The sequence below is a fragment of the Streptomyces sp. NPDC014764 genome (assembly GCF_043082785.1).
Classification (GTDB): domain Bacteria; phylum Actinomycetota; class Actinomycetes; order Streptomycetales; family Streptomycetaceae; genus Streptomyces; species Streptomyces althioticus.
Genome location: NZ_JBIBXY010000012.1, coordinates 71,086 through 97,364, shown reverse-complemented (window position 1 = coordinate 97,364; position 26,279 = coordinate 71,086). Strand labels below are relative to the sequence as shown.

Here is a 26,279-nt window from a genome sequence, read left to right as displayed (position 1 = left end):
CGTGCCGGTTCGGGGGTGGAGCGGGATCGAGCGTGTGCAGTGTCGGGGGTTACGTGAGGGTCACTCAGGTATGGCCCCGTCCGGGGCCGGACCGGCGCTGTTCAGGGCCGTTCCAGGACGGCCGTGACGCCCTGGCCGCCTGCGGCGCAGATCGAGATGAGACCGCGGCCGGGGGCGTCCCGCTCGGCGAGCAGCTTGGCGAGGGTCGCCACGATGCGGGCGCCGGTGGCGGCGAAGGGGTGGCCGGTGGCGAGCGAGGAACCGGCCACGTTCAGCCGGGCCCGGTCGACGGGCGGCAGTCCGCGCTTCTCCCAGGCGGCCAGGGTGGCGAGCACCTGGGAGGCGAACGCCTCATGCACCTCCACCAGGTCGAAGTCGTCCAGGCCGAGTCCCGCACGCTCCAGCATCCGCGGGACCGCGTACGCGGGCGCCATCAGCAGGCCGTCCTCACCGTCGGCGACGTCGCCGTGCACGAAGTCGACGGCGGCGGTCTCGTACGCGGTGAGGTACGCCAGCGGTTCCAGGCCGCGCTCCTCGGCCCACTCCTCGCTCGCCAGCAGCACCACGGCGGCGCCGTCGGTGAGGGGGGTGGAGTTGCCCGCCGTCATGGTGGGTTCGGGTCCGTCGACGCCGAACACCGGCTTGAGCGTGGCGAGTTTCTCCACCGTCGAGCCGGGGCGCAGGTTCTGGTCGCGGGCCAGGCCGCGGAAGGGCACCACCAGGTCCTGGAAGAAGCCCCGTTCGTAGGCGGCGGCGAGCCGCTGGTGGCTGGTGGCGGCGAGTTCGTCCTGTGCCTCGCGGGTGATGCCCCAGGCCCGGGCGGTGACGGCGGCGTGCTCGCCCATGGAGAGACCGGTGCGCGGCTCGGCGTTGCGCGGGATGTCGGGGACGAGGTGGCCGGGGCGCACCTTGGCGAGCGCCTTGAGGCGGGCGGCGAGGGACTTGGCGCGGCGTGCCTCCAGCAGCACCTTGCGCAGGTCGTCGTTGACGCCGAGGGGAGCGTCGCTCGCGGTGTCGGAGCCGCCGGCGACCGCGGCCCCGGTCTGGCCGAGGGCGATCTTGTTGGCGGCGGTGATCACGGCCTGGAGTCCGGTGCCGCAGGCCTGCTGGATGTCGTAGGCGGGGGTGCGGGGGTCGAGGCGGGAGCCGAGGACGGTCTCCCGGGCGAGGTTGAAGTCGCGGCTGTGCTTGAGGACCGCGCCGGCCACGAACTCGTCGACCGCGCCCGGCTGTTCGAGCCCGTAGCGGTCGACGAGGCCGTCCAGGGCGGTGGTGAGCATCTCCTGGTTGGAGGCGGTGGCGTAGGGCCCGTCGGAGCGGGCGAACGGGACGCGGCTGCCGCCGATGACCGCGACGCGCCGCACGGCGGCCGGCTTCAGGGTGCTCATCTCGACCTGCTCCTCAACCGTGACGTAGGCTTACCTACGGTAACATTACTTCAGAGTAAGCACGGAGTGAGCCCCCCGCACGCACACCTGGGAGTCCCCGATGGCCGACCGCTATCTGAGCTTCACCGGCACCGCGCCGGGTCGCTTCCTCACGCGCCGCCTGGGGCTGCCCCGGCCCGCCCCGCTGCGCCGCTGGTCCGCGGAGCGTCCGGCGCTGGACGGCGGGCTGCTCCACCTCACCGCGGGCGCCTCCCGCCTGGACCTCGCGCCCGTCCTCGACCGCACCGGACTCCCCGCGGACGAGGCCGCCGGGAGGCCCGCCGCGGTCGTCCTGGACGCCACCGGGGTGCGCACCGTCGAAGACCTCGACGAGGTCCACGCCGCCCTGCACCCCGTCGCCCGGTCCGTCGCCGAGAGCGGCCGGATCGTCGTACTCGGCGCCCCGCTCGACACCGCCGACCACCACCAGGCCGCCGCCCAGCAGGCACTGGAGGGCTTCACCCGCTCCCTCGGCAAGGAGACCGGCGGCGGCAGGACCGTCAATCTCGTCCGCCTCACCGACGCCTCCGCCGCGGAATCCACCCTGCGCTTCCTGCTCTCCCCCAAGTCCGCCTACGTCAGCGGCCAGGTGATCGCCGTCGGCGCCCAGGAGAGCCCCGCCCCCGAGGACGCCGACCGCCCCCTGACCGGCCGTACCGCCCTGGTCACCGGCGCCGCGCGGGGCATCGGCGAGGCCGTCGCCGCGACCCTGGCCCGGGACGGCGCCGAGGTGGTCGTCCTCGACGTGCCGCAGGCCGAGGAGGACGCCCGCCGGGTCGCCGAGCGGCTCGGCGGAAGCGTACTGCTGCTCGACATGACCGCCGCCGACGCGGGCGCCCGCATCGCCGAGGCGCTCCCCGGCGGGCTCGACGTACTCGTCCACAACGCGGGCATCACCCGGGACCGCCGCCTGGTCAACATGGCGAAGGACCGCTGGAGTTCGGTGCTGGACGTGAACCTCGGCAGTGTGCTCCGCACCACCGACGCGCTTCTTGAGGCCGGGTCGCTGCGCCGCGGCGGCCGGATCGTCGCCACCGCCTCCATCGCGGGCATCGCCGGGAACGCGGGACAGACCAACTACGGCGCGAGCAAGGCCGGCGTCGCCGGCCTCGTCCGCGCCCTCGCGCCCCGCGCGCTCGCCGAGCACGGGGTGACGGTGAACGCGGTCGCGCCCGGCTTCATCGAGACGAAGATGACGGCCGCCGTCCCGCTGTTCATCCGGGAGGCGGGACGCCGGATGAACTCCCTCGCGCAGGGCGGTCTGCCCGTCGACGTCGCCGAGACCACCGCCTGGTTCGCCCACCCCGGCTCAGGCGCGGTGAACGGCCAGGTCGTGCGCGTCTGCGGCCAGAGCCTGCTGGGGGCCTGACATGGCGCCGACCCCGCCGGAGCGGGCCGAGTCCGTCCTCACCCGCTCCCCGTCCCTCGCCCCGCTGCTCGCCCGTGGCGCGGTCCTCTCGCCGTTCCGCCGCCCGGACCCGGCCGCCGCGCACCCCCGCACCCGGCTGGTGCTGGCCGGCCTGCGCCCCGACCCGGCCAAGCTGGCCGCGTACGCGAAGGTCTGCGGCTTCCCCGCCCCCGCGGACACACTGCCCCTGACCTACCCGCACGTGCTGGGCTTCCCGCCGGCGATGCGGCTGATGAGCGCCCGGGACTTCCCGCTGCCGCTGCTCGGGCTCGTGCACACGTCGATCTCCGTCACCCGGCACCGCGCCACCCCGTCGGCCGCCTTCTACGACCTCGCCGTGCACGTCGACGGGCTGGCCCCGCACCGGCGCGGCACCGAGGCGGCCGTGGTCACGGAACTGCGCTCCGGCGACGAGCTGGTGTGGGAGTCGCGCAGCACGTACCTGGCCCGGCACCGGACCACGTACTCCGAGGGCCCGGAACGGACCGAGGACCCCGAGCTGCCCGCCGTCGAGGAGTGGCAGCTCCCCGGTGACCTGGGCCGCCGTTACGGCGCCGCGTCCGGCGACCGCAACCCGATCCACCTGCACCCGCTCACCGCGCGCCTCTTCGGCTTCCCGCGCGCCATCGCGCACGGCATGTGGACCGTCGCCCGCTGTCTCGCCGCCCACGGCGTCCCGGACGCGGCCGAGGTCCGTGCGGAGTTCCGGGCGCCGGTACTGCTGCCCGGCACGGTGACGTACGCGGCGGACGGCGGGGGGCGGTTCGCCCTGCGCGGGGGCCGCGGCCGGATCCACCTCACGGGCGAGGTCAGCCCGCTCTGAGATCCGGGTGGGGGCGCAGTCACCCGTCGACGGAACCGGCGCGCCGCAGGGCCCGAAGGTCGGAATCACCTCACGGGCGAGGTCAGCCCGCTCCGAATCCGGGGGGGGCGCAGACACCCGCCGACGGAACCGGCCCGCTGCGGGGGCCCGAAGGTTGGAATCACCTCACCGGCGAGGTGACCCCGTTCTGAGCCCTGGGAGCGTCCGCGTCCCCGCTGTCGTCGGGCGGCGTCCAGTGCTGCCCGGCCATCAGGTCGCCGAGCCCCGCCCACGCGAAGTTCATCAGCGTGGTCGCCGCCTGCCGGGCGGTGACGCCGGGAGTGGCGTTGGCCCAGTCGGCGAGCGACTCGGCGGCCCCGACCAGCGCCTCCGCCAGCCCGGAGACCTCCGCCTCCCGCAGGTCGGGGTCGCGGTGCGCCTCCCGCGCGGCGGCCAGGATCAGCTGTGTCACGAACGCGACGATCTCCGCACGCATCGCGGCCACCTCCGCGGCGAACACCTCGCCGTGGGTGCGCGCCTGGAGGTGCAGCACCGCCCAGCCGTCGGGGTGCAGGGCGGTATGCGTGAAGAACGCGGTCAGGCCCGACCAGAGCTGCCGGTCCGCCGGCAGATCGGGCCGGGCCCCCACGCGCACCGCCTCGGTGAGCGCCCTGGCCTCACGGCGGATGCACGCGGTGAACAGGTCCTCCTTGGAGTTGAGGTACAGGTACACCAACGGCTTGGACACACCCGCCAGTTCGGCGATCTCGTCCATCGACGCTGCCATGTACCCCCGGTTCCCGAAGGTCCGTACGGCTGCGTCCAGCATCTGCTGTTCACGGACCGCACGCGGCATCCGCTTCGTCTTCACGGCACCCATGGGACACAGCGTACGGTCCGCCGCTACCGCTGCTCCTGGCCGCCGTCCTCCGCCGACAGGAGCGCACCGGCGTTCAGCACCCGGTCACCGGAGGTGAGCCGGGGCAGCATGTGCGCGGTGAACAGTGTGGACAGCGCCGAGGTGTCGGTGCCGCCGTCGGTGCGCACCACCACCGGACGCGGCGCCTTCCCGGCCAGCCGGGAGCCCACCTCCAGCCGCCTGCGCGCCAGCTCGTACTGGAGCACCGCCCGGTTGTCCCGGTACGCCTTGGCGAGCGCCTGCTGGGCGCGGGCCTCGTTCTCGGCGGCGATCAGACCGCTGCGGCCGCGCGTCTCGATCTCGAAGCGCACCCGCTGGGCCTCGGTCTCCTGCCGCTCCAGCAGCTGGGCGACCTCCTCGCGGGCCCGGTTCAGCGCGGCCCGCACCTCGACGATCCGCGCGTCGCGGATCTTCTTCGCCCGCTCGATGTCCATGCCCAGGCTGTCGATCCGGCGCTTGCGGACCAGACCCCACTCCTGCTCGTAGGCGGTGCGCTCCTTGGCGACCTGCTCACGGGTGGCCAGGTGCTGCTGGTACTGCGCCGGGAGCTGCACGTCCGGGATGTTGCAGCCGGTGATGCGCACGCCGTAGCGGTCCAGCTGGCGGTTGAGCAGGTCCTGCATGTCGGCGACGTCCGAGCCGCGCAGGTCGTAGGCGCGCTCGGTGCGCACCCTGCGGGCCCGCTGCCGGATCGCGTCCTGCACGGCGCTGGACAGCACCAGGTCGAAGTTGCCCGCGCCGATGGTGCGGACGAAGAGCACCGCGTCGGTGATGCGGAACTTCAGGAAGAACTCGATGGAGCGCAGCGGCACGTTCTCCTGCGTGGGGCAGGCCATGACGGGCGCCGAGTACGGGATCTCGGTGGCCGTGTCGACGACGAAGTCGACCCGCGACCACGGGTGCCACAGGTAGTGCCGGCCCGCGTCCAGGGTGCGTACGACGGCGCCGTACCGGGTGAGCACGCCGTGGGTGCCCTGCTCGATCTCGACGATCGAGGAGCGCCACCACCAGAGACCGCCGATCACCAGCAGCAGCACTCCGAAGACGTAGGAGAGGGTGGCCAGGGCGGCGGCGGCCATGCCGCCGAGCCCGTCGGAGCCGGACTCCTTCAGGGTGAGCATCACTCCCGAGAGCAGGGCGTACCCGCCGGCCCAGAGGGGGAGCATCCACCACAGGCGGCGGCGGTGCTTGGGGATGATGACCGGCAGCAGGGTGCCGGCCTCGCCGCCGCGCAGCAGGCGGGCGATGTCGCCCCAGGGCGCGACGGCCTCGGAGATGACGGAACGACGGTGACTGCGGACGCTGCTCACGGCTTGACCTCCTCGGCGGACACGGACCCGGTGGACCGGGACCCGGCGGGCCCGGACTCGTCGCCCGCTGCGGCGCCGTCGGGCGCCTCGTTCGTGACACCCTCGGCGGGCTCGTCGGGCATCTGCGGCACGACGGTCGGCCGGTCGGCCTCCAGCAGCGCGGTGATCTCCTCCTGGCGGCCGGCGATCCGCGCGGACACCTCCGCCAGCCGCTCCCGTACGGCGGCCATCTCGGCCTCGTCGAACAGCTCCGCGCCGCGCTCGCCGACCAGTTCGCGGGCCAGCTCGAGGAAGTCGATGCCGGCGGCACCGTCGCCGTCGCCGCCGCCGATGCGCACCAGGCGCGGCAGGTGGTCGGCGACCTGCTCCAGGGTGTCGAGCACCTGCTGCTGGTAGCGGTACTCCAGGATCTCGGGCGCCTCAGCGGCGGTCACCGCGCGGATGTCGAGGGCCTGCGCCTCCAGCAGGGCCGCGTTGGCCTTGGCCTCCGACTCGGCCTGCACGTAGCGCTGGCGGGCCAGCGCCTCGGCGCGGTTGGTCTCGCGCTCCACGGCGGTGTCCATCTGCGCCTGGTACTGGGCGATGTCCGCCTGGATCGCGGACAGCGTCTCCTGGCTGGAGGCGAGCTCGCGGTTGAGGTCGCCCTCGTCCTGCTCCTTGCGCAGCTGGAGCGCGTACTCGTGGGTGTACGCCTCCTTGGCCATGCGGACCATCTCGGGCGCGGCCAGGTCCATCCGGTAGCGGCGGTCCGAGGGCTCGGCGTGCGTGATGTTGGCGTTGGTCAGCTCCACGGCGGGGCGGAACTGCTGGTTGAGCTGCTCCAGCAGTCGGCCGCTGTCCTCGCCGACCATGTCGTAGATGCCGGCCGCCTCCTGCTCGTAAATGAGGCTGCGGATGGTCTCGCTGACCGCGTTCCCGAGCTTCTCCTCGAAGCCCCGCACCGCGCCGAGGGTGTAGACGAACTCCACCGGGTCGCTGATCCGGAACTGGATGAACAGGTCGATGGACGCCTTCACGCCGCCCTTGGTGGGGGCCTCCCGCACCGGCGCGTTGAACGGGTACTCGCGGGTGGTGTTGACGATGTACGACACCCGCTTCCACGGGCTGAGCAGGGTGACCCGGCCGGGTCCGACGACCTTCTCCAGCTTGCCGAACCGGGTGATCATCGCCTGGCAGCCGTCCGGCACCATGACGAGGCCCTGCCGCCACCACACGAACGCGACCGCGGCCACCGCGATCAGCCAGTAATGCAGTCCGAACAGCGGCGAGGTCACGCTCCAGCCGCCGGCCGCGGACGTGATCGACGTGCCGATCAGCCCGATCACCAGCAGCGACAGCACCGGCAGCATGGACAGCAGCGAGCGGCCCTTGGGCATCACCATCGGGTAGATGGCGTGCACGGCCTCGCCGCCCTCCCGCAACTGCTCGCTGCGGCTCAGCGCCTCGCCGGCCTCGTCCAGCGACACGGACTTCTGCCGCATCACGGTGTCGACGGAGCTGCCGTCCTGCTCCCGGGCGGCCGGGAAGTCGGCCGGATCCATGCCCTCGCCCGTTGCGAACCGCTCGTCCTCGCGGTCCGGCGGCTGCGCGCCGCCGCCTCCGGTGCGCCGGAGCAGCTCGTCCCGGGCCGCGGCGCGCGGATCCGCGCCTCCCGCGACCGACTGTGCGACGTTGCGTAGGCTTTGCGCCCGCGTACGTGCCACGGGGTCCCCCTTCGCCTGTGGTGCCCTCCCCGCACTTGGCCGCGGGGAATCGTGTGGTCGAGTGATCACACACCACGAAGGCGCACACACGTAAGGGGCGCACCCCAGCAACGGTCACCTGTGTCTCGTTGCCGGAATGCGCCCCTCGGCGCGGTTGCGAAGGTGTCAGGCCGTCGCGGGGACCGGGCGGGTGTTCTCCGGTTCGGGGGTCTCGTCGACCGGGGAAGCGTGGACCGCGTTGTACTTGTCGCGGTCGAGCAGGCCCTCGCGGGCGGAGACCACGACCGGGACCAGGGCCTGGCCGGCGACGTTCGTCGCGGTGCGGATCATGTCCAGGATCGGGTCGATGGCCAGCAGCAGGCCCACGCCCTCCATCGGCAGGCCGAGGGTGGAGAGGGTGAGGGTCAGCATGACCGTGGCGCCGGTGAGGCCGGCCGTGGCGGCGGAGCCCACCACCGAGACGAACGCGATCAGCAGGTAGTCGCCGACGCCGAGCGGGACGTCGAAGATCTGCGCGACGAAGATCGCGGCGATGGCCGGGTAGATGGCGGCGCAGCCGTCCATCTTCGTGGTCGCGCCGAACGGCACGGCGAAGCTCGCGTACTCCTTGGGAACGCCCAGGCGCTCGGTGACCTTCTGGGTCAGCGGCATGGTGCCGACGGAGGAGCGGGAGACGAAGGCCAGCTGGATCGCGGGCCAGGCGCCCTTGAAGAACTGCACCGGGCCGACCTTCGCGACCGTCGCCAGCAGCGCCGGGTAGACGCCGAAGAGGACGATCAGGCAGCCGACGTAGATGTCGACGGTGAAGGTGGCGTACTTGCCGATCAGGTTCCAGCCGTAGGTGGCGATGGCGTTGCCGATGAGGCCGACCGTGCCGAGCGGGGCCAGGCGGATGACCCACCACAGGGCCTTCTGGAGCAGCTCCAGGACGGACTCGCTGAGGGTGAGGATCGGCTGGGCCTTCTCACCGAGCTGGAGGGCGGCGATGCCGGCGACGGCGGCCATGAAGACGATCTGCAGCACGTTCAGCTCGGTGAACGGCGTGATCACGTCGGTCGGCACGATGCCGGTGAGGAAGTCGATCCAGGAACCGGTCTTCTCCGGGGCCTCGCCGTCGGCCGGGCTGAGACCCGTGCCCGCGCCGGGGTTGGTGACCAGGCCGATGACCAGGCCGATCGCCACCGCGATCAGCGAGGTGATCATGAACCACAGAAGGGTCCGCGAGGCCAGCCTGGCCGCGTTGTTGACCTTCCTGAGGTTGGTGATGGAGACGAGGATCGCGAAGAAGACCAGCGGGGCGACGGCCAGCTTCAGCAGGCCGACGAAGGTGCCGCCGACCTTCTCCAGGGTGGTGACCAGCCACGACAGGTCCTGGCTGCGGGCGATCCAGCCGAGGAGGACGCCGAGGGCGAGGCCGATGAGTATCTGGGCCCAGAAGGGCACGCGGACAGACCGCTTCAACTGCGTGTTCGAGGACACGGACATGCTCCGGTGAGGGGGACGCGTGAGGGATGTGACGGGAAGGCTCGGGTGGGCGCGGTGTCAGGGCTGACAGTTCGCGGCGGTGACCCGGCAGAGATCCACGTGCAGGCGCGCCACGAGCGGAACACTCCGGGGCGTGGGGAACACGGCTGCTGACTTCACCCGATGACCGTAACACCTGAGCTTTGAGATCCTCAAAGCCTTTCTTTGGAAGGCGTGACCGCAAACACACTCATACAACGCAAAGCGCCCCGGTCTCCCCTGGTGAGAGGGGACCGGGGCGCCGACGTGCGGTGCGCGGGTGTGGCGGACGTTACGAGGTCTGCGCCTGCCCCGAGGTCTGGCCCTGCGTGCGGGCGGTGTCGTCGGCCGCGTCCTCCTGGGAGCGGTTGGCCTCGAGGTTGGCCTTGGCACGCTCCACGCGGCGCACGATGCGCTCGGAGGCCCGGTCGCGTTCGTTGCGCAGCACGACGAAGCTGATCGGCGCGGAGATCAGCAGCGCGAGCAGCACGATCCACAGGCCGTTTGAGTCGCCGAGACCGCGCGGCGCGACACCGGAGTAGACGAGGGCCCAGACGACAACGAGGCAGCCCGCGAAGATCCCGAGGCGCATCAGCGTGTAGCGGAGCATCTCATCCACTCTTCCGTGCGTACGGTCAGAAACATCCCCTTAGGGGACGACGTCCAGTGAAGCACGAGCGGCGGGCGATCTTTCAACGGGGTACGGCGCGTACGGGCGTCAGCTGAGCGTCAGCAGCATGATCACGTCGTCGCGGTCGTCGCCGGGCGCCACGCGGATCGCGTCCGGGACCCGGCCGACCTCCTTGTAGCCGCAGGAGGCGTAGAAGCGCTCCAGGCCGAGACCGCCGCGGCAGCCGAGGCGGATGGCCTCCACGCCCTCCATGGCGCGGGCGGTCCGCTCGGCCTCGGCGAGCAGGTCGCGGCCGTGGCCCTTGCCCTGGTGGCGAGGGTGGACCATCACCGTGTACAGCCAGATCCAGTGGGTCATCAGGGGGTGGGTGTTCCGCGTCAGGAACGCGGTGGCCGCGAGGCGGCCGTCCTCGTCGTGCCCCACGACCAGACGGGACCGGCCCTCCGCCATGTCCGTGAACTGCCGCAGCAGGGCGGGGCGGATGTCCTCCGTCGTCACGGGCGCGACGAAGCCGACGGCTCCGCCGGCGTTGGTGACGTCGGCCCAGACGTCGAGGATGCCGTCGCGGAGGGTGGGGGTGATGGCGGGGTCGGCGGTGAAGGTAAGGGGCATGAGGGGATGGTAGCCCTTACCTCTGCGGGGGCGCAGTCGAATTACGGCGGTCACCCGTCGCGGGGGGTGTGATTCGTTGCCGGGTGCGGTTTCTTTCCGGGTGCGGTTTCTTGCCGGGTGCGGCCCGGCAGACGGACGGTCGCGCAGTTCCCCGCGCCCCTGAGGGGGCGCCGGCAGCGGGCCGGGCGCGCGGGTCGTCGCGGGTTCTTCGCGCCGTTCCCCGCGCCCCTGGTTCTCCCGTGCGGGTCGTCGTGGGTTGCTCGCGCCGTTCCCCGCGCCCCTTCGGGGCGCGGTCACCGCAACACGCCTCAGGGGCGCGGGGATCTGCGCGACCGGCCCACCGCCCTGTCGCGGGCGGCGGTGATCAGAAGGCCTCCGACGGAGTCAGACCCGCATCGGCTGCGGCGCCTCCCGGCGCGCCGGATCCGGCCCCTCGTACTCACGGATGATCTCGTACCGGGTGTTCCGCTCCACCGGCCGGAACCCCGCGTCGCGGATCAGGTCCAGCAGATCCTCCCGCGTCAGCTTGTTCGGCGTGCCGAAGTTGTCCGCGTCGTGCGTGATCTTGTACTCGACCACCGACCCGTCCATGTCGTCGGCCCCGTGCTGCAGCGCCAACTGCGCCGTCTGCACGCCGTGCATCACCCAGAACACCTTGACGTGCGGCACGTTGTCGAAGAGGAGCCGCGAGACCGCGAACGTCTTCAGCGCCTCCGCGCCCGTCGCCATCTGCGTCCGCGCCTGGAGCCGGTTGCGGACCTTGCCGTCCTTCATGTCGACGAAGTCGTGCTGGTACCGCAGCGGGATGAAGACCTGGAAACCGCCGGTCTCGTCCTGCAGCTCACGCAGACGCAGGACGTGGTCGACGCGATGGCGCGGCTCCTCGATGTGGCCGTACAGCATGGTGCTCGGGGTCTTCAGACCCTTCTCGTGCGCCAGGCGGTGGATCCGCGACCAGTCCTCCCAGTGGGTGCGGTGGTCCACGATGTGCTGCCGGACCTCCCAGTCGAAGATCTCCGCGCCGCCGCCGGTGAGCGACTCCAGCCCCGCGTCGATGAGTTCGTCGAGGATCTCGCTCGCGCTCAGCCCGGAGATCGTCTCGAAGTGGTGGATCTCCGTGGCGGTGAACGCCTTCAGCGACACCTCCGGCAGCGCCGCCTTCAGCTCACGCAGCGACCGCGGGTAGTAGCGCCACGGCAGGTTCGGGTGCAGGCCGTTGACGATGTGCAGCTCGGTGAGGTTCTCCGAGCGCATCTCCTCGGCGAGCTTCACCGCCTCCTCGATGCGCATCGTGTACGCGTCCTTCTCCCCCGGCTTGCGCTGGAAGGAGCAGTAGGCGCACGACGCCGTGCACACGTTGGTCATGTTGAGGTGGCGGTTGACGTTGAAGTGCACGACGTCGCCGTTGAGCCGGGTGCGCACCTCGTGGGCGAGCCCGCCCAGCCACGCCAGGTCGTCCGACTCGTAGAGCGCGATGCCGTCCTCGCGGGTCAGCCGCTCACCGGAGCGGACCTTCTCCTCCAGCTCGCGCTTGAGCCCGACGTCCATGCCGTTACCTCTTTCCCAGAAGACAGACCCGTCCCACCGTACGCCCCGGTCAGCCGACCTCTTCGGGCAGCTCACCGACGCGGTTCTCCCACTTGGTGGAGAGCACGATCGTGGTGCGGGTGCGGGAGACGCCCTTCGTGCCGGACAGCCGGCGGATGATGCTCTCCAGGCCGTCCACGTCCGTGGCGCGCACCTTGAGCATGAACGAGTCGTCGCCGGCGATGAACCAGCAGTCCTCGATCTCCTGCAGGTCCTTCAGCCGCTGCGCCACGTCCTCGTGGTCGGCGGCGTCGGACAGCGAGATGCCGATGAGGGCGGTCACGCCGAGGCCGAGCGAGGGGGCGTCCACCGTGGCGCGGTAGCCGGTGATGACGCCGGCCGCCTCCAGCCGGTTGATGCGGTCGGTGACGCTGGGTCCCGACAGACCGACGAGGCGCCCCAGCTCCGCGTAGGAGGCCCGGCCGTTCTCCCGAAGGGCCTGGATGAGCTGCCTGTCCACCGCGTCCATCGAATCGATGCCTTCCACTGAAGAGGTACGAAGTTTCCGAGAGGTGGTGCCGTGTGATGCCGTCGCGGCCGGCGGGCGCGCCGGCCGCGGTCGGGTGGGTCAGTCGTCCGCGCGGGATCCTCCGCCGAGTTCACCCTCCCAGCGGCGGTACAGCGTGTGCGGGACGCCCGCCGCGTCGAGTACGCGTCCGGCGACGAAGTCCACCAGGTCCTGGATGTGCGTCGCACCCGCGTAGAAGGCCGGTGAGGCGGGCAGCACGGTCGCGCCCGCGTCGTCCAGCGTCACCAGGTGCCGCAGCGTCTGGCCGTTCAGCGGGGTCTCGCGCACGGCCACGACCAGGGGGCGGCGCTCCTTGAGGATCACGCTCGCCGCCCGCTGCAGCAGGTCCTTGGACAGCCCGAGCGCCACCCCGGCGACGCTCGCCGTGGAGGCGGGCACGATCAGCATGCCCTTGCTCGGGTACGACCCCGAGGAGGGTCCGGCCGCGAGGTCGCCGGCGGCCCAGTACCGCACGTCGTCGAGGTCGACGGAGAAGCTGTCCGGCTTGCCGTCCGCCCCCCGGGACAGCCATTCCCGCAGGTCGTCGCGCCAATGGGCGTCACGGAAGGCGATCTTGGTCTCGTCCAGCAGGGTGAGCCGGGAGGCCCGGCTGACGACGAGGTCGACGCTCTCCCCGGCGGCGAGCAGCCCTCGCAGCACCGCGGCGGCGTAGGGAGTGCCCGAGGCGCCCGAGACCCCTACGATCCAAGGCGATCGCCGCGTCTCTCCTGGCTTGGCTGGGTTCACGGGACCGAGCCTATCCAAAGTCGCAGGACGGGAACCGGGCCAGGGTCTCCGGGCGTTCTCCCTCACAACGGCCCGGCGACGGGGGGTGGACGATGACGGACACGCGTCCGGCGTGGTCACGCGGCGATCGGGTGCGGGCCGCCGCCGTGCTGATGGCGGGCTGGGTGGCGCTGCTGTGGGTGCTCGAGGTCGTCGACGTCGCCACCGGACACGCGCTGGACGGCTACGGCGTCGTGCCGCGCACCCCGTCCGAGCTGGTGGACGTGGTCCCGTCCGCCTTCGTGCACTTCGGCTTCTCCCATGTGGCGGCGAACAGCGTGCCGCTGCTGGTGCTGGGCTTCCTCGCCGCGCTCGGCGGCATACGCCGGTTCCTCGCCGTGTGCGCGCTGATCGTCGTCGCGGACGGCCTGGGCGTATGGCTGATGTCCCCGGCGGGCACCAACACAGCGGGCGCCTCCGGCCTGATCTTCGGCCTGTTCGGCTATCTGCTGGTCAGCGGCTTCGTCGAGCGGCGCCCCCTGGGCATCGTGGCCGGCGTCCTGGTGGCGGCGGTCTGGGGCGGCTCGATCCTCGCGGGCCTCGCGCCCACCCAGTCCGGGGTCAGCTGGCAGGGCCATCTGATCGGCCTGGCCGCGGGCGTGGCGGCGGCCTTCCTCCTGCGCCGCCGCCCCGCGAAACGCAGCGAGCCGGTCCTCTAGCCCCGCCCTCGGTCAGACGGTCGGGCGGTCAGACGGTCAGTCCGCGTACCAGCAGATCGAGCAGCGCGCAGAGGAACAGCGCGATGCCGATGAAGCCGTTGACGCTGAAGAACGCGCGGTTGAGGCGGGTCAGGTCGTGCGGGCGGACGATGGTGTGCTCGTAGACGAAGGCGCCGGCCACGATCAGCAGGCCGAGCCAGAAGAAGGCGCCGGCATCGGTGAGCAGGGCGTACCAGACGAACAGGGCCGTCGTCACGGTGTGGCAGGCTCGGGCGCCCCAGATCGCCGCGGGGATGCCGAAACGGGCCGGGACGGACTTCACGCCGATCTCCCGGTCGGTCTCCACGTCCTGGCAGGCGTAGATCAGGTCGAAGCCGCCGATCCAGATGCCGACCGCGAGGCCGAGGACGACCGCCTCCCAGGACCACGACCCGGTGATCGCCAGCCAGCCGCCGACCGGGCCCATCGCCTGAGCGAGACCGAGGATGGCCTGCGGGAAGTTGGTGAACCGCTTGCCGTACGGATACACCACCATCGGGATCACGGCGACGGGCGCGAGGGCCAGGCACAGCGGGTTGAGCAGGGCGGCCGCGCCGAGGAACACGGCGAGGGCGATCAGCGCGCCGGTCCAGGCGTGCTTGACCGACACCGCCCCGGTGACCAGCTCGCGCTGCGCGGTGCGCGGGTTGCGGGCGTCGATCTCGCGGTCGATGATCCGGTTGGCGGCCATCGCGAAGGTGCGCAGGCCGACCATGGCCACGGTGACCAGCAGCAGCCGCCCCCAGTGGATGTTCGCGTCCCACTCGTACATCGCCGTGAGCGCGGCGATGTAGGCGAAGGGCAGCGCGAACACCGAGTGCTCGATCATCACCAGGCGCAGGAAGGCCTTGGTGCGTCCCGGCTGCTGCGGAAGAGCGGCGGAGGCCGAGGTCACAGTCCGTACTCCTTCCAGCGGCGGTCGACCTTCGCGGCGGTCTCCGGGTCGGACTCGACCATGTCGGGCCAGCCGCCGTCGCGCGTGTATCCCTCCTCGGGCCACTTCTTCGTCGCGTCGATGCCCGCCTTGCCGCCCCAGAACTGCTGGTAGGACGCATGGTCGAGGTGGTCGACGGGGCCTTCGACGACGGTGAGGTCGCGGGCGTAGTCGGTGTTGCCGAGGGCCCGCCAGGACACCTCGTGCAGGTCGTGGACGTCGCAGTCGGAGTCGACGACCACGATCAGCTTGGTCAGCGACATCATGTGCGCGCCCCAGATGGCGTGCATCACCTTCTGCGCGTGCTTCGGGTACTTCTTGTCGATCGAGACGATCGCGCAGTTGTGGAAGCCGCCGGACTCGGGCAGGTGGTAGTCCACGATGTCCGGGACGATGATCTTCAGCAGCGGCAGGAAGAACCGTTCCGTGGCGCGGCCCAGCGGGCCGTCCTCCGTCGGCGGGCGGCCGACCACGATCGACTGGAGCAGCGGACGCTTCCGCATGGTGACGCAGTCGATCGTCAGCGCGGGGAAGGGTTCCTGAGGGGTGTAGAAGCCGGTGTGGTCGCCGAAGGGGCCCTCGGGCAGCATCTCGCCGGGCTCCAGCCAGCCCTCGACGACGACCTCCGCCTGCGCGGGCACCTGGAGCGGGACGGTCTTGCAGTCGACCATCTCGATCCGCTTGCCCTGGAGGAACCCGGCGAACAGGTACTCGTCGATGTCGCCGGGAAGCGGTGCGGTGGAGGCGTACGTCACGGCCGGCGGGCAGCCGAAGGCGATGGCGACCGGCAGCCGCTCCCCGCGCCGCGCGGCCACCTGGTAGTGGTTGCGGCTGTCCTTGTGGATCTGCCAGTGCATGCCGATGGTGCGCTTGTCGTGGCGCTGGAGGCGGTACAGCCCGAGGTTGCGGACGCCGCTCTCGGGGTCCTTGGTGTGGGTGAGGCCCAGGTTGAAGAAGGAGCCGCCGTCCTTGGGCCAGGTGAACAGCGCGGGCAGCTGCTCCAGGTCCACGTCGTCGCCGGTGAGGACGACCTCGTGCACGGGCGCGTCGGACGACTTCACCTTCTTCGGCGGCACGTGCGTCATCGCGCCGAGTTTCCCGAACGCCTCGCGCACCCCGACGAACCCGTGCGGCAGCTCGGGCTTGAGCAGCCCGGCGATCTTCTCCCCGATCTCCGCGTACGACTTCAGCCCGAGCGCCTTCAGCAGCCGGCGGTCGGTGCCGTAGACGTTCATGGCGAGGGGCATCGAGGAGCCGCGCACGTTCTCGAAGAGCAGGGCGGGACCGCCGGCCTTGTTCACCCGGTCGACGATCTCACCGACCTCCAGGTGCGGGTCGACCTCGGCCTTGATGCGCTTGAGGTCACCCTCGCGCTCCAGCGCCCTGAGCAGGGAGCGAAGATCGTCGTAAGCCATGCGGTCCAGTATCCCTGAGCGGCTACGCTGGACCGGTACCGCCCACCTCTTTCGCTGGAGAGGCCCATGCTTCGGGTGCTCATGTTCCTCGTGCCACTGGCCCTGAGCGTCTACGCGTTCATCGACTGCATCAGCACGAAGGACGAGGACATCCGGCACATGCCCAAGCCGCTGTGGGCGATCCTCGTCCTGCTGTTCCCGCTGGTCGGCTCGATCTCCTGGCTCATCGCCGGCAAGAAGCGGCAGCCCGCCGGCGCGGGCGGCTCCTCCTGGGGCCGCGGCGGCGGCCGGCAGCAGTGGGTCGCGCCGGACGACAACCCGGACTTCCTCAGGTCCCTCGACGAGGACAAGAAGCCGGAGAAGGACCGCGACGCGGACGAGGACCCCAGGACCGACTGACCTTGCCGGGCCCCGGAAGCATCCGGGCGCGGCCACTGCCGGTGCCGGCCGCTGACCCTGCCGTACACGCCCCGCCACACTGAGCCACGACGTGGTGACGGCGGGCAGGGGGCGGCGATGCGGCACAGGCCGATCTTCCGGTGGGTCACGGCAGCGGGGCTGCTGTTGGTGCTCCTCGGGTTCGTGGTCTGGGAGTACGGCCCTGAGCACCCGGAGCTGAAGCTGGTGGAGCTCACCGTTCTGGAGGAGGAGCCCGACGGCACCTGCGCGGTCCGGTGGACCGACCCGTACGGCGCGGGGCAGCGCACGGGGCCCTACCGGTGCGACCCAGACCGGGATCCACTGCTGAAGGACACCTCCGAGTTCGCATGGGGCTCCCTGGGCTGGGACCTCGGCTACGTGGTGGCCGAGGGCGACCTCAAGGGCGAGCTGTACGACCCGGACGTGGAGACGGCCGCCGACCGGGCGGAGACGGTCTTCAGCACGCTGTCGGTCTCCGGGGTGCTGGTCACGTTCGCCGGGCTCGTCTGCGGCGGCGTCCGGACCCTGAGCAGGCTCGTCGGACTGACCGGGTGGGCCCCGCTCACCGTCCGGCGGGCCGAGCGCCTGCGCGAGGCGGCCCGCGGGGTGGTCCGTGACCACGAGCGTGCGGTGCGGGCGGTACGGGACGCGTGGCAGCCCCTGCACGACGCACGCGTCCGGGAGGAACTGGCCGCGGTCCCGGTCGGCAGACTGCGCTGGGCCTCCGTCCCCCTCCTGCCGGTGGCGGAGCTGCAACGGCACGGCATCCGCACGGTGCGGGACGTGCTGGACGCCGGGGCGTGGGGCCTCGCGGACACGACGGGGCTCGGGCGGCGCACGGCGGAGAAGGTGTGGTCGGCCGCCCGGCGCCGGGCCGACGAAACGGCCGAGGACACCTGGGTACGGCTGGACGCCGGCCTGACCGGACCGGACGCGGAACGGCTGCTGACCGCGCTGCGCGTGCTGGTGCAGGTCGGCCCCGAGGCGTGGAGCGCGGTGGAGGAGGCCGGGCTGCTCATTCCCGAGCTCGACCGGCATCTGCTCACCGCCCTGCCCGCCGCCGACCTGCGGCTCCTGTTCGGCGCGGACCGCGAGGGACGCGCGGACGCGCGGACGGCGGTCCGCCGGCTGCGGAAGCTGCTGGCCGAGGCCGAACGCTCGGGGCTGTGGCTGCGGTTCGTTCAGACCTCGGTGGATCTGCTGCGGGGCGCGGACGCCGATCCGCTGGCACTGTCGGCACGGGTGGACCTCGCGTCCCGGCCCGACGCCTACCAGGAGCAGCTGTGGCACATCGTGCGGACCGGTCCGGCGCGGAGCGCGGCGCTCACCCGGTGAACGGGCTCACGCCCGCGTCCAGCTCTGCCCCGCCGATCCGTCGCAGACCCGGGCCATGATCATGCCGCTCGCCCGGGCGTGTTCCAGACACCTCCCGGTCTTCACCAGGACGACGGTGCCGCCCGAGCCGAGACGCCATGTCTGAGCGTCGTCCACGCCGCAGGTCCCGATGTGCATCGATCCATAGGCGGACAGACAGTTGCCGGACTCCCCGTGGACGATCCGGTAGGCGCCGGATCCCGTACTCCGCAGGCTCCAGGCGGCCGCCCCTGAGGCGCAGTCGTCCGTGGTGACGTTGCCGTAACCGGATCCCCCGTAGGCGGAGAGGCACCTTCCGCTGGACGCGTTGCGCAGGACGCCCTGTCCTCCCGACGAGGACCCGCCGCCTGTGCCGGAGGGGTTGTCCGACCCGCCGTCGTCGGTGTCACCGCCGCCCGAACCGGGCCGGGTGCCCGACCCGTTGTCGCCCGCGCCGCCCCCGTCACCGGGACCGGCACCCGCGCCCGAACCGGCGTCCCCGGAGTCGGAGTCCTTCTCCCGGCCCTTCGCGTCGTCGTCCTTCGGCTTCTTCGATGCCGACGGGCTGCCCGACGGGGACGGCTTCGCGGACCCGGCGGTCGCCGACGGTGTGACGTCGGCGGAGACGCTCACGGACGCGGAAGGCGTGGGGCCGCCCGCGGCGTTCCCCGAGTCCGTGACGTACGGCAGGAGCTGGAAGGCGAGCGTGCCGCCGGTGACGACGACCACGACCGGTACGACGACGGGCAGCATGCGCCGCCGCTTCTCCTTCCGCGCGGGCGGCTCCACCTTCTTCTTCTCCGGTTTCTCACCGGCGGGTTCCTTCCCTCCTCCCCCGCCTCCGTCGGGCCGAGGGTGGGAGGGAGGTCCTGCGGGTCAGGGGCGCGGGCGGCGAAGGCGGCCCGCTCGGCCAGCCGTTCGCCGACGGCCGCGGGCCACAGGGGCGCGCCGGACGGGCCGCGTCCCGCCGCCGTTCCGGCCAGTTCCGCGGCGGTCGGGCGGCCCTCGTGGTCCTTGTCGAGGCAGGACGCGACCACGTCGGCCAGCTCGGGGTCCAGCTCGCGCAGCGGCCCCAGGTCGGGCTCCTCGTGCACGATGCGGTACAGCACGGCGGGCCCGGACTCGTCGCCGAAGGGCGGTCGGCCGGAGGCGGCGTACGCGATCACGGAGCCCAGTGCGAAGACGTCGACGGCACCGCTCGACGCCCGCTTGCCGGAGGCCTGTTCGGGCGACATGTAGGCGGGCGTGCCCACCACCATGCCGGTGCGGGTGAGCCGGCTCTGGTCGGCGGCGCGGGCCACGCCGAAGTCGATGAGGGTGAGGCCGTCCGGGGTCAGCATGACGTTGGACGGCTTGAGGTCGCGGTGCACCATGTCCAGCGCGTGCACGGCGGCCAGCCCGTCGGCGGCCTCCCGCAGCAGCAGCCACAGTGCCTCGCGGGGCAGGGGGCCGTGCAGGTCGACGGCCTCGCGCAGGGTGATGCCGGGCACGTAGGCGGTGGCGAACCACGGCGGGCGGGCGTTGCGGTCGCCCGCGAGCAGCGGGGCGGTGGCCTCGTCGGGGAGCCGGGAGAGGTTGTCCAGCTCGTGCCCGAAGCGGCGCAGGAAGTCCTGGTCCTCCCCGGCGACCGAGGGCAGCACCTGCTTGACCGCCGCGTAGCGGCCCTCGTGGACGCCGAGGTACACCCGGCCCATGCCGCCGACCCCGAGCCGCCCCAGCAGCGGGATCGGCCCGATCCGGCGCGGGTCCTCGTCCCGCAGCGGCTCGGCCCCGCTTCCCGTGAGGCCGGTCATGTCTTCCCCGCTCAACTCTGTCCCCGTTCCACCTGTCACCCTGAGTGCCCGTGGCCCCCCTTCGACCACTGACGGGACGCTACATCCATACGCACCGCAGCCCCAAGTGACCCTGTGTATGCGTATGGTGAAACACCGTCAGCCGCACGAAAGGTACGGACACCGTGGAGACGCAGCTCGACCGCGCCTGGCTGGCCACCGCGAGGGAAGAAGCCCGGGCGGGGCTGGCGGAAGGGGGCGTCCCGGTCGGGGCCGCGTTGTACGGGGCGGACGGGGTGCTGCTGGGGCGGGGGCGGAACCGGCGGGTGCAGGACGGGGACCCGTCGACGCACGCGGAGACGGCGGCCTTCCGGGCGGCGGGGCGGCAGCCGTCGTACCGGGGGACGACGATGGTGACCACGCTGTCGCCCTGCTGGTACTGCTCGGGGCTGGTGCGGCAGTTCGGGATCTCGCGGGTGGTGATCGGGGAGGCCGTCACCTTCCACGGCGGGCACGACTGGCTGGCGGAGCACGGTGTGGAGGTCGTGGTGCTCGACGACCCGGAGTGCGTGGCGATGATGCGGGGGTTCGTCGCCCGGAACCCGGAGCTGTGGGGCGAGGACATCGGGGACTGAACGCGGCGGAGGCCGCCCCGGGACTGTCGTCCGGTGCGGCCTCCGTGCGCTGCGGTGCGGGGCCGGTCAGAAACCGGCCGCCTGGAGCACGCCGAGGCCGACGTCGGCGTAGGAGTGCTTGCCGGAGACGAAGATGTTGACGCCGTAGTAGTTGAACAGCCAGCAGCCGAAGGCGAGCAGGGCCAGGTAGGCGGCCTTGCGGCCCTTCCAGCCGGCGGTGGCGCGGGCGTGCAGGTAGCCGGCGTAGGCGACCCAGGTGATGAAGGACCAGGTCTCCTTGGGGTCCCAGCCCCAGTAGCGGCCCCAGGCGTCGCCGGCCCAGATGGCGCCCGCGATGATCGTGAACGTCCACAGCGGGAAGACGGCCGCGTTGACGCGGTAGGCGAACTTGTCCAGCGAGGCCGCCGCGGGCAGCCGCTCCAGGAAGGACGTGGCGAAGCTGCCCGGCTTGCCGCCGCCTGCCAGCTTGTTCTCGTACGAGTCCTTGAAGAGGTACATGATCGTCGTGAAGGCGCCGACGTAGAACACCGCGCCGCACAGGATCGCCGTGGAGACGTGGATGTACAGCCAGTACGAGTGCAGCGCGGGAACCAGCTGGTCGCTCTCGGTGTACAGAACGGTGACGGCGAGACCGAGGTCCAGCAGGACCGACGTGGTGAGGAACAGGCCGAGCCAGCGCACGTTCTTCTTCAGCGCCAGCAGCAGGAGGTAGACGCCCACCGCGGTCGTGGAGAAGGTGATGTTGAACTCGTACATGTTGCCCCACGGCGCCCGCTCCACGGACAGCGCGCGGGTGAGCACCCCGCCGAAGGCCAGCGCGAACGCGAGCACGGTGAGGGAGATGGCGATACGCCCGAAGAGGTCGCCCTGCTCGTCGCCGCCGTGCGCGCCGGGCCCGTCGGGCACGTCACGCGAGCCGGACGCGGCGCGGACCGTGACCTTGGGCCGTTCCAGGACGGCGGTGCCGCCGCCCTGCTTCACGGTCACGGCGGGCGCCGTGCCCGTCGTCGCCCTCTTCGGGGTGAGCGCGGCCGCGGTGCGGGCGACCTTGCTGCGGCTGCCGAAGAGCCACTCGGCGATGTACGCGAAGAAAGCGAGGGTGTAGACCGCCATCGCGGAGTAGATCAGCACATTGCTGATCTCCGCGAGGTTCTCGTTGGTCGCGGCGGCGAGAGTCACTGCTGCTCAGCCCCTTCGGCAGGCACGGCTTGAGAGTCGGGGTCGGTGGACGTGGAGGTCGGGGACGCGGCAGGCGTTCCGGGGTCTTCGGGGGGTGTGCCGTCCGGCTCCGGTTCGGGGTCCGGCACACCTGGCGCCCGCTCGTAGAGGGTCCCGGCGAGGTCGCCGAGCTCCTCGGGCACCTTCGCGGACTCGCTGCGGCCGAGGCCCGCCATCTCGACGACGGTCACGCCGTCGTCGCCGCGCACCGCGCGCACCCACACGCGGCGCCGCTGGACGAACAGGGAGGCGGCCAGTCCGCCGATGGCGGTGAGGGCGCCGCCGAGCGCCCAGCCGCCGCCCGGCTCCTGGACGACCTGGAAGCCGGCCCACTCCCTGATGTCCTTCTCGAAGGTGATCGAGCCGGCGCCGCCGGGGAGTTCCATGGTCTCGCCGGGGGTGAGCAGCTTCTTCAGCAGCTCGCCGTCGGCGTCCTTGAACTCCTTCATCTTGGTCTTGTCCATCTGGTACACGCTCTGCGGAATGCCGGAGTCGGCCTTCAGGTCGCCGTGGTAGGCGTTGAGCGCGAGCACCGGGTAGTCCAGTGCCGGGAACTGGGAGAGCATCGTGCCGCTCGCGGACCCGCCGAAGGTCGGCACGAAGAAGGCCTGGAAGCCGAGCTGCTCCTTCTTGCCCTGCGGGTTGCGGTAGCCGTCGAGGACCTTGACGACGCCGTTGGAGGTGACGTTGTTGTCGAGCGGCAGCAGCGGCACGGCGTCCTGGTAGACGATCTCGCCCTTGCCGTCGCGGACGGTCACCACGGGTGCGTAGCCGTGGCTGACGAGGTAGACCTTGGCGTCGCCGATCTCCAGCGGCTTGTTCACCTTGATGACGGCGCTCTTCTCCCCGCCGTCCGCGCCCTCGGTGTACGTCACCTCGGTCTCGTACGTGCGCGGGGTGCCCTTGTTGGGGCCGGTGCGCTCGTAGGTGCCGGTGAACTCCTTGACGTCGAAGCTGAACGGCTCCAGGTCGTCGTTGGTGAAGAGGTTGCCGGACTTGAAGTCGTCGTACTGGGTGAGCGTGTTGGAGAAGCCGTCGCCCTCGACGACGATCTTGTTGCCTTCGGACTTGAACAGCTGTCCCCAGGCGAACGCGATCAGCATGACGATCAGCGCGAGGTGGAACGCCAGGTTGCCGAACTCGCGCAGATAGCCCTTCTCGGCGGCGACGGCGTCCCCGACGACGTGGGCGCGGAAGCGGCGCTTCTTCAGCAGCGCGAGGGCGGTTTCGCGGACCTCCTCGGGGGCGGCCGAGGTGCGCCAGGCGGTGTGCGCGGGCAGCCGGGTCAGCCGGCGGGGCGCGCCCGGCGGGCGGCCGCGCAGCTGGCCGACGAACTGCCAGGTGCGGGGCACGATGCAGCCGATGAGGGAGACGAACAGCAGGATGTAGATCGCGGAGAACCACACCGAGCTGTACACGTTGAAGAGGCCGAGCTTGTCGTAGACCGGCGCGAGGACGTCGTGCCGCTCGCGGAAGTCGGCGACCTGCGCCTCGTTGATGCCCGTCTGCGGGATGAGCGAGCCGGGGATCGCGGCCAGCGACAGCAGCAGCAGGAGCAGCAGCGCCACCCGCATGGAGGTGAGCTGCCGCCAGAACCAGCGGGCCCAGCCGATCACGCCGAGGGAGGGCAGGTTGGGCGAGGGGCTGTCCTCCACGGGGGCGGTGGACAGCTGGGAGCCTGCGGCGCCCAGATCCTGGTCGTCACCGGTCGTGGTGGTGTTGTCCGTCGTGGTGTCGCTCATCGGGTCAGATCCCCACCGTGAAGCCGTTGGACCAGGTCTGCATCTCCGTCACGAGGGTGTCCCACGCGCCGGTCAGCAGCAGCACACCGGTCACGATCATCATCGTGCCGCCGATGCGCATCACCCAGGCGTAGTGCCGCTTGACCCAGCCGAAGGCGCCGAGCGCCTTGCGGAAGGCCACGGCGGCGAGCACGAAGGGCACGCCCAGTCCGAGACAGTACGCGACGGTCAGCACCGCGCCCCGTCCGGCGCTCTCCTGCTGCGCGGACAGGGTGAGGACGGAGGCGAGGGTGGGCCCGATGCAGGGGGTCCAGCCGATGCCGAAGAGGGCGCCGAGCACGGGCGCGCCGACGAGGCCGGTGGCGGGGCGCTTGTGGAAGCGGAACTCCCGCTGGGTGAGCCAGGGCATCAGGCCCATGAAGAAGACGCCCATGAGGATCATGAAGACGCCGAGGATCTTGGACAGGACGCCCGACTGCTCCTGGAGGGTCTGCCCGAAGTAGCCGAAGAAGGCACCGCCCGAGACGAACACGACGGTGAAGCCGAGGACGAACAGGGAGGCGCCGGCGACCATGCGGCCGCGCCGGGCCTCGGCCAGGTCGGTGCCGGAGACGCCGGTGACGTAGGAGAGGTAGCCGGGGACGAGCGGCAGGACGCAGGGCGAGAAGAAGGAGACGAGGCCGCCGAGCACGGCGATGGGCAGGGCCACCAGCAGGGCGCCGTTGAGCACCGTGCCGTTGTAGCCCGTCTCCGCGGCGAGCGTGTGCAGGGCCGTCACGTCACTTCTCCGCGACGACCGGTTCGAGCATCTTCCGCAGCCGTTCCTCGTCGAGGGCGGTCAGCGAGCGGGCGGCGACGCGGCCCTCCCGGTCCAGCACCAGGGTGGAGGGGATGGCCTGCGGGTTGAGCGTGCCCTTCTCGAAGCGGAGCATCAGCTTGCCCGTGGGGTCGTACAGGCTCGGGTAGGTGATGCCGAAGTCCTTCTCGAAGGCGAGCGCGGCGGTGGTGCTGCCGTCGCGGGTGTTGATGCCGACGAACTGGACGTCCTTGTCCTCGTACTCCTTCGACACCTTCGCGAAGTACTTGGCCTCCGCCCGGCACGGGTTGCACCAGGAGCCCCAGACGTTGAGGACGACGACCTTGCCCTTGTAGTCGCCGACGTCGAGCTGCTCGCCCTCCAGGGTCTCCCCGGAGAGGTCGGGCGCGGCGACGCGCTTGCCGGCGGCGACGGTGGAGATGCCGTCGGTGCCGGTGACGAATCCGGTGTCTCCGCCACCGCCGGAGGTGCCCCCGTCACCGCAGGCGGTGAGGAGCAGTGCGGCCGCGGCGGCACCGGCGGCCAGGGCGGCGCGACGGCGGGCGCGCACGGCACGGGCGGCGCGGTACGAGCTCTGCGCGGCTCGGTTCGAGCGCTGGGGGGCGCGGCTGGCGGCACTCATGTGAAAAGTTTCGCATGCCCGTTCTGGGGATCTTGCGCACCCCCCTGCGCACCCCGCTTCGGGCGGAAACCCGCATCTCAGGCGGGGTCGGCGGCCCCCGTGGACGCGCTGCCTGCGAGGTCGCGGGTGAACGCCTGCCAGCCGCCGGTGGGTTCCTGGCCGACGTCCAGGGTGCGCAGCCGGTCGAGCATCTCGGGCTTCTGCACGTCGAGCCAGTCGCAGAACTGCCGGAAGGAGACGATCCTCACGTCCTCACCCTTCTCCTTCTCCCGCGCGATGTGCTTCAGGGCCTCCTCGACGGCGTCCATGTAGATGCCGCCGTTCCACTGCTCGAAGTGGTTGCCGACGAAGAAGGGTGCCCGGTTCGTCTTGTATGCCCGCTTGAAGCCGGATATGTATGCCTGCGCCGACTGCTCCCGCCAGCCCGGGTAGTTGTGGGCCGGGGCGTTGGTGGAGTTGAGCGACTGGTTGGCGAGCATGTTGTAGTCCATCGAGAGGACCTCGAAAGACCGTCCGGGGAAAGGTATCTGCTGGAGAGGAAGGTCCCATATGCCCTTTTTCTTGGAGGGCCAGGTCTGGCGCCCGCCGGGCGAGGAGGCGTCGTAGCGCCATCCCAGGTCACGAGCGGTGGGCAACAGCTGGTCCTGCCCCAGCAGACAGGGCGTGCGGCCGCCGACCAGCTCATTGTCGTAGTCGAACGGCAGCGACTCCACGTCGGTCCACCCGGAGTTGGTGCGCCACTCCTTCACGAACGACTTGGCCTGCTCGATCTCGTCGCGCCACTGCTTCGGCGTCCAGTTGCCGACACTGCCGGAGCCGGCGCAGAAGTGCCCGTTGAAGTGGGTGCCGATCTCGTGGCCCTCGAGCCAGGCGCGGCGCAGGTTCTTCAGCGTGTCCTTGATGTGCGCGTCGGTGAGGTAGCCGATGTCGGAGGCGCCGCGCCGGTTGTTCGGCGGGTCGTAGAGCCGCTTCTTCGACTCGGGCAGCAGATACAGCCCCGAGAGGAAGAAGGTCATGGAGGCGCCGTGCTCCTTGGCCAGGTCGAGGAAGCGCGGGAAGAGCCCGTTGCCGACCTCGCCGGCGCCGTCCCAGGAGAACACCACGAACTGCGGGGGCTTCTGACCCGGCTCCAGCGGCACCGGCCGCTCGGGCTGGTGAGGCTGCTTCCCGGTGAAGGAGGTGGAGCCGTCGCCGATCGGCCGGACCGTCGCGGTCGGCTTCGGCGACGCGGGGCGGTCGCCGGGCCCCGGACGGGAACCGCCCCCGGGGTTCGATCCGTCGGAGCCTGTGTGGCCGCCGCAGCCGGCCAAGGAGACGGCGGCAGCGGCCCCCGCGCCGAGCCCGAGCATTCCCCTGCGGGAGAGAGCGCGCATGGCGACCCCCTTCGTCACGTCCTTGAGTGGTCACCCAGTCAGAGGACTTGACGAAGGGGGAGGTTCCCGTCGAATGCGGAGGTT

Annotated in this window: 26 protein-coding genes; 6 read left to right on the top strand and 20 right to left on the bottom strand. The window is 71.6% G+C overall.

The features are described 5' to 3' along the window. Positions 1-101: 101 nt before the first annotated feature. Entirely contained in the window at positions 102-1,388 is a 1,287-nt protein-coding gene (locus ACF1AG_RS25085) for an acetyl-CoA C-acetyltransferase (RefSeq protein WP_391810427.1), read from the bottom strand. 100 nt (positions 1,389-1,488) lie between these two features. Here ACF1AG_RS25085 and ACF1AG_RS25080 point away from each other — a divergent pair, with 100 nt between their 5' ends. Both ACF1AG_RS25080 and ACF1AG_RS25075 read left to right on the top strand, forming a co-directional pair. After that, complete coding sequence (locus ACF1AG_RS25080) at positions 1,489-2,796, top strand: 3-oxoacyl-ACP reductase (RefSeq protein ID WP_391810426.1); 1,308 nt, start codon at positions 1,489-1,491, stop codon at positions 2,794-2,796. Between the two features lies 1 nt (position 2,797). Continuing rightward, positions 2,798-3,658 (top strand): MaoC/PaaZ C-terminal domain-containing protein, encoded by an 861-nt coding sequence (locus ACF1AG_RS25075; RefSeq protein ID WP_359599304.1) that lies wholly within the window; start codon positions 2,798-2,800, stop codon positions 3,656-3,658. A 160-nt stretch (positions 3,659-3,818) separates the two neighbouring features. Here ACF1AG_RS25075 and ACF1AG_RS25070 read toward each other — a convergent pair whose 3' ends face one another. From ACF1AG_RS25070 to ACF1AG_RS25025, 10 genes are all read right to left on the bottom strand, one after another. Beyond that, positions 3,819-4,517: a TetR/AcrR family transcriptional regulator gene (locus ACF1AG_RS25070; protein WP_391810425.1), complete on the bottom strand. Its 699-nt coding sequence runs from the start codon at positions 4,515-4,517 to the stop codon at positions 3,819-3,821. Between the two features lie 23 nt (positions 4,518-4,540). Further along, positions 4,541-5,866, bottom strand: a complete 1,326-nt coding sequence (locus tag ACF1AG_RS25065) for an SPFH domain-containing protein (protein ID WP_391810424.1) — start codon at positions 5,864-5,866, stop codon at positions 4,541-4,543. Continuing rightward, a complete protein-coding gene (locus ACF1AG_RS25060) occupies positions 5,863-7,569 on the bottom strand; it encodes an SPFH domain-containing protein (RefSeq protein WP_359599308.1) in 1,707 nt (568 codons plus the stop codon). The genes ACF1AG_RS25065 and ACF1AG_RS25060 overlap by 4 nt, the downstream gene beginning before the upstream one ends. Before the next feature lie 165 nt (positions 7,570-7,734). Next, positions 7,735-9,054 (bottom strand): dicarboxylate/amino acid:cation symporter, encoded by a 1,320-nt coding sequence (locus ACF1AG_RS25055; RefSeq protein ID WP_359599310.1) that lies wholly within the window; start codon positions 9,052-9,054, stop codon positions 7,735-7,737. Between the two features lie 57 nt (positions 9,055-9,111). After that, positions 9,112-9,198, bottom strand: a complete 87-nt coding sequence (locus tag ACF1AG_RS25050) for a putative leader peptide (protein WP_324614838.1) — start codon at positions 9,196-9,198, stop codon at positions 9,112-9,114. A 166-nt stretch (positions 9,199-9,364) separates the two neighbouring features. Next, positions 9,365-9,682, bottom strand: a complete 318-nt coding sequence (locus tag ACF1AG_RS25045; protein WP_359599318.1) for a DUF4229 domain-containing protein — start codon at positions 9,680-9,682, stop codon at positions 9,365-9,367. A gap of 108 nt (positions 9,683-9,790) precedes the next feature. After that, on the bottom strand, positions 9,791-10,315 hold the full coding sequence (locus ACF1AG_RS25040; RefSeq protein ID WP_391810423.1) for a GNAT family N-acetyltransferase: 525 nt from the start codon (positions 10,313-10,315) through the stop codon (positions 9,791-9,793). Between the two features lie 384 nt (positions 10,316-10,699). Beyond that, a complete protein-coding gene (gene mqnE / locus ACF1AG_RS25035; protein WP_359601715.1) occupies positions 10,700-11,863 on the bottom strand; it encodes an aminofutalosine synthase MqnE in 1,164 nt (387 codons plus the stop codon). A 49-nt stretch (positions 11,864-11,912) separates the two neighbouring features. After that, entirely contained in the window at positions 11,913-12,371 is a 459-nt protein-coding gene (locus ACF1AG_RS25030) for an Lrp/AsnC family transcriptional regulator (RefSeq protein WP_033272583.1), read from the bottom strand. Positions 12,372-12,470: 99 nt separating this feature from the next. Further along, a complete protein-coding gene (locus tag ACF1AG_RS25025) occupies positions 12,471-13,157 on the bottom strand; it encodes a UbiX family flavin prenyltransferase (protein ID WP_359744404.1) in 687 nt (228 codons plus the stop codon). A 92-nt stretch (positions 13,158-13,249) separates the two neighbouring features. Between ACF1AG_RS25025 and ACF1AG_RS25020 the strand changes: the two genes are divergently transcribed. After that, the gene (locus ACF1AG_RS25020) at positions 13,250-13,855 is read left to right on the top strand and encodes a rhomboid family intramembrane serine protease (protein WP_359744406.1); all 606 of its coding nucleotides are present in this window, start codon (positions 13,250-13,252) and stop codon (positions 13,853-13,855) included. Between the two features lie 28 nt (positions 13,856-13,883). Here ACF1AG_RS25020 and mqnP read toward each other — a convergent pair whose 3' ends face one another. Together mqnP and ACF1AG_RS25010 are read right to left on the bottom strand one after the other, a co-directional pair. Then, a complete protein-coding gene (mqnP, locus tag ACF1AG_RS25015) occupies positions 13,884-14,789 on the bottom strand; it encodes a menaquinone biosynthesis prenyltransferase MqnP (protein WP_359601712.1) in 906 nt (301 codons plus the stop codon). Further along, complete coding sequence (locus tag ACF1AG_RS25010; RefSeq protein ID WP_387798143.1) at positions 14,786-16,243, bottom strand: menaquinone biosynthesis decarboxylase; 1,458 nt, start codon at positions 16,241-16,243, stop codon at positions 14,786-14,788. The genes mqnP and ACF1AG_RS25010 overlap by 4 nt, the downstream gene beginning before the upstream one ends. A 66-nt stretch (positions 16,244-16,309) precedes the next feature. On the opposite strand from ACF1AG_RS25010, the gene ACF1AG_RS25005 reads away from it, so the two are divergent. Together ACF1AG_RS25005 and ACF1AG_RS25000 are read left to right on the top strand one after the other, a co-directional pair. Beyond that, the gene (locus tag ACF1AG_RS25005; protein ID WP_359601710.1) at positions 16,310-16,642 is read left to right on the top strand and encodes a PLD nuclease N-terminal domain-containing protein; all 333 of its coding nucleotides are present in this window, start codon (positions 16,310-16,312) and stop codon (positions 16,640-16,642) included. A gap of 117 nt (positions 16,643-16,759) precedes the next feature. Continuing rightward, positions 16,760-17,998, top strand: coding sequence for a hypothetical protein (locus ACF1AG_RS25000; protein WP_359601709.1), 1,239 nt, complete (start codon positions 16,760-16,762; stop codon positions 17,996-17,998). Positions 17,999-18,004: 6 nt separating this feature from the next. Here the strand turns inward: ACF1AG_RS25000 and ACF1AG_RS24995 are convergent, their stop codons facing one another. Both ACF1AG_RS24995 and ACF1AG_RS24990 read right to left on the bottom strand, forming a co-directional pair. Beyond that, complete coding sequence (locus ACF1AG_RS24995; protein ID WP_391810468.1) at positions 18,005-18,649, bottom strand: RICIN domain-containing protein; 645 nt, start codon at positions 18,647-18,649, stop codon at positions 18,005-18,007. Then, positions 18,646-19,809, bottom strand: a complete 1,164-nt coding sequence (locus ACF1AG_RS24990) for a serine/threonine-protein kinase (RefSeq protein WP_391810422.1) — start codon at positions 19,807-19,809, stop codon at positions 18,646-18,648. Before ACF1AG_RS24990 ends, ACF1AG_RS24995 begins: the two co-directional genes overlap by 4 nt. Before the next feature lie 164 nt (positions 19,810-19,973). Here ACF1AG_RS24990 and ACF1AG_RS24985 point away from each other — a divergent pair, with 164 nt between their 5' ends. Then, positions 19,974-20,423: a nucleoside deaminase gene (locus ACF1AG_RS24985; protein ID WP_391810421.1), complete on the top strand. Its 450-nt coding sequence runs from the start codon at positions 19,974-19,976 to the stop codon at positions 20,421-20,423. 66 nt (positions 20,424-20,489) lie between these two features. On the opposite strand, the gene ccsB is transcribed toward ACF1AG_RS24985, so the two are convergent. The 5 genes from ccsB to ACF1AG_RS24960 all read right to left on the bottom strand — a co-directional run bounded on the left by ccsB (position 20,490) and on the right by ACF1AG_RS24960 (position 26,171). Further along, on the bottom strand, positions 20,490-21,602 hold the full coding sequence (gene ccsB, locus ACF1AG_RS24980; RefSeq protein ID WP_359744414.1) for a c-type cytochrome biogenesis protein CcsB: 1,113 nt from the start codon (positions 21,600-21,602) through the stop codon (positions 20,490-20,492). Further along, entirely contained in the window at positions 21,599-23,383 is a 1,785-nt protein-coding gene (locus ACF1AG_RS24975) for a cytochrome c biogenesis protein ResB (RefSeq protein WP_359601705.1), read from the bottom strand. The genes ccsB and ACF1AG_RS24975 overlap by 4 nt, the downstream gene beginning before the upstream one ends. 4 nt (positions 23,384-23,387) lie before the next feature. Further along, positions 23,388-24,161: a cytochrome c biogenesis protein CcdA gene (locus tag ACF1AG_RS24970; RefSeq protein WP_359601704.1), complete on the bottom strand. Its 774-nt coding sequence runs from the start codon at positions 24,159-24,161 to the stop codon at positions 23,388-23,390. 1 nt (position 24,162) lies between these two features. Continuing rightward, positions 24,163-24,822 (bottom strand): TlpA disulfide reductase family protein, encoded by a 660-nt coding sequence (locus tag ACF1AG_RS24965; protein ID WP_359601703.1) that lies wholly within the window; start codon positions 24,820-24,822, stop codon positions 24,163-24,165. 77 nt (positions 24,823-24,899) lie between these two features. After that, a complete protein-coding gene (locus ACF1AG_RS24960) occupies positions 24,900-26,171 on the bottom strand; it encodes a hypothetical protein (RefSeq protein ID WP_391810467.1) in 1,272 nt (423 codons plus the stop codon). Positions 26,172-26,279: the final 108 nt, after the last annotated feature.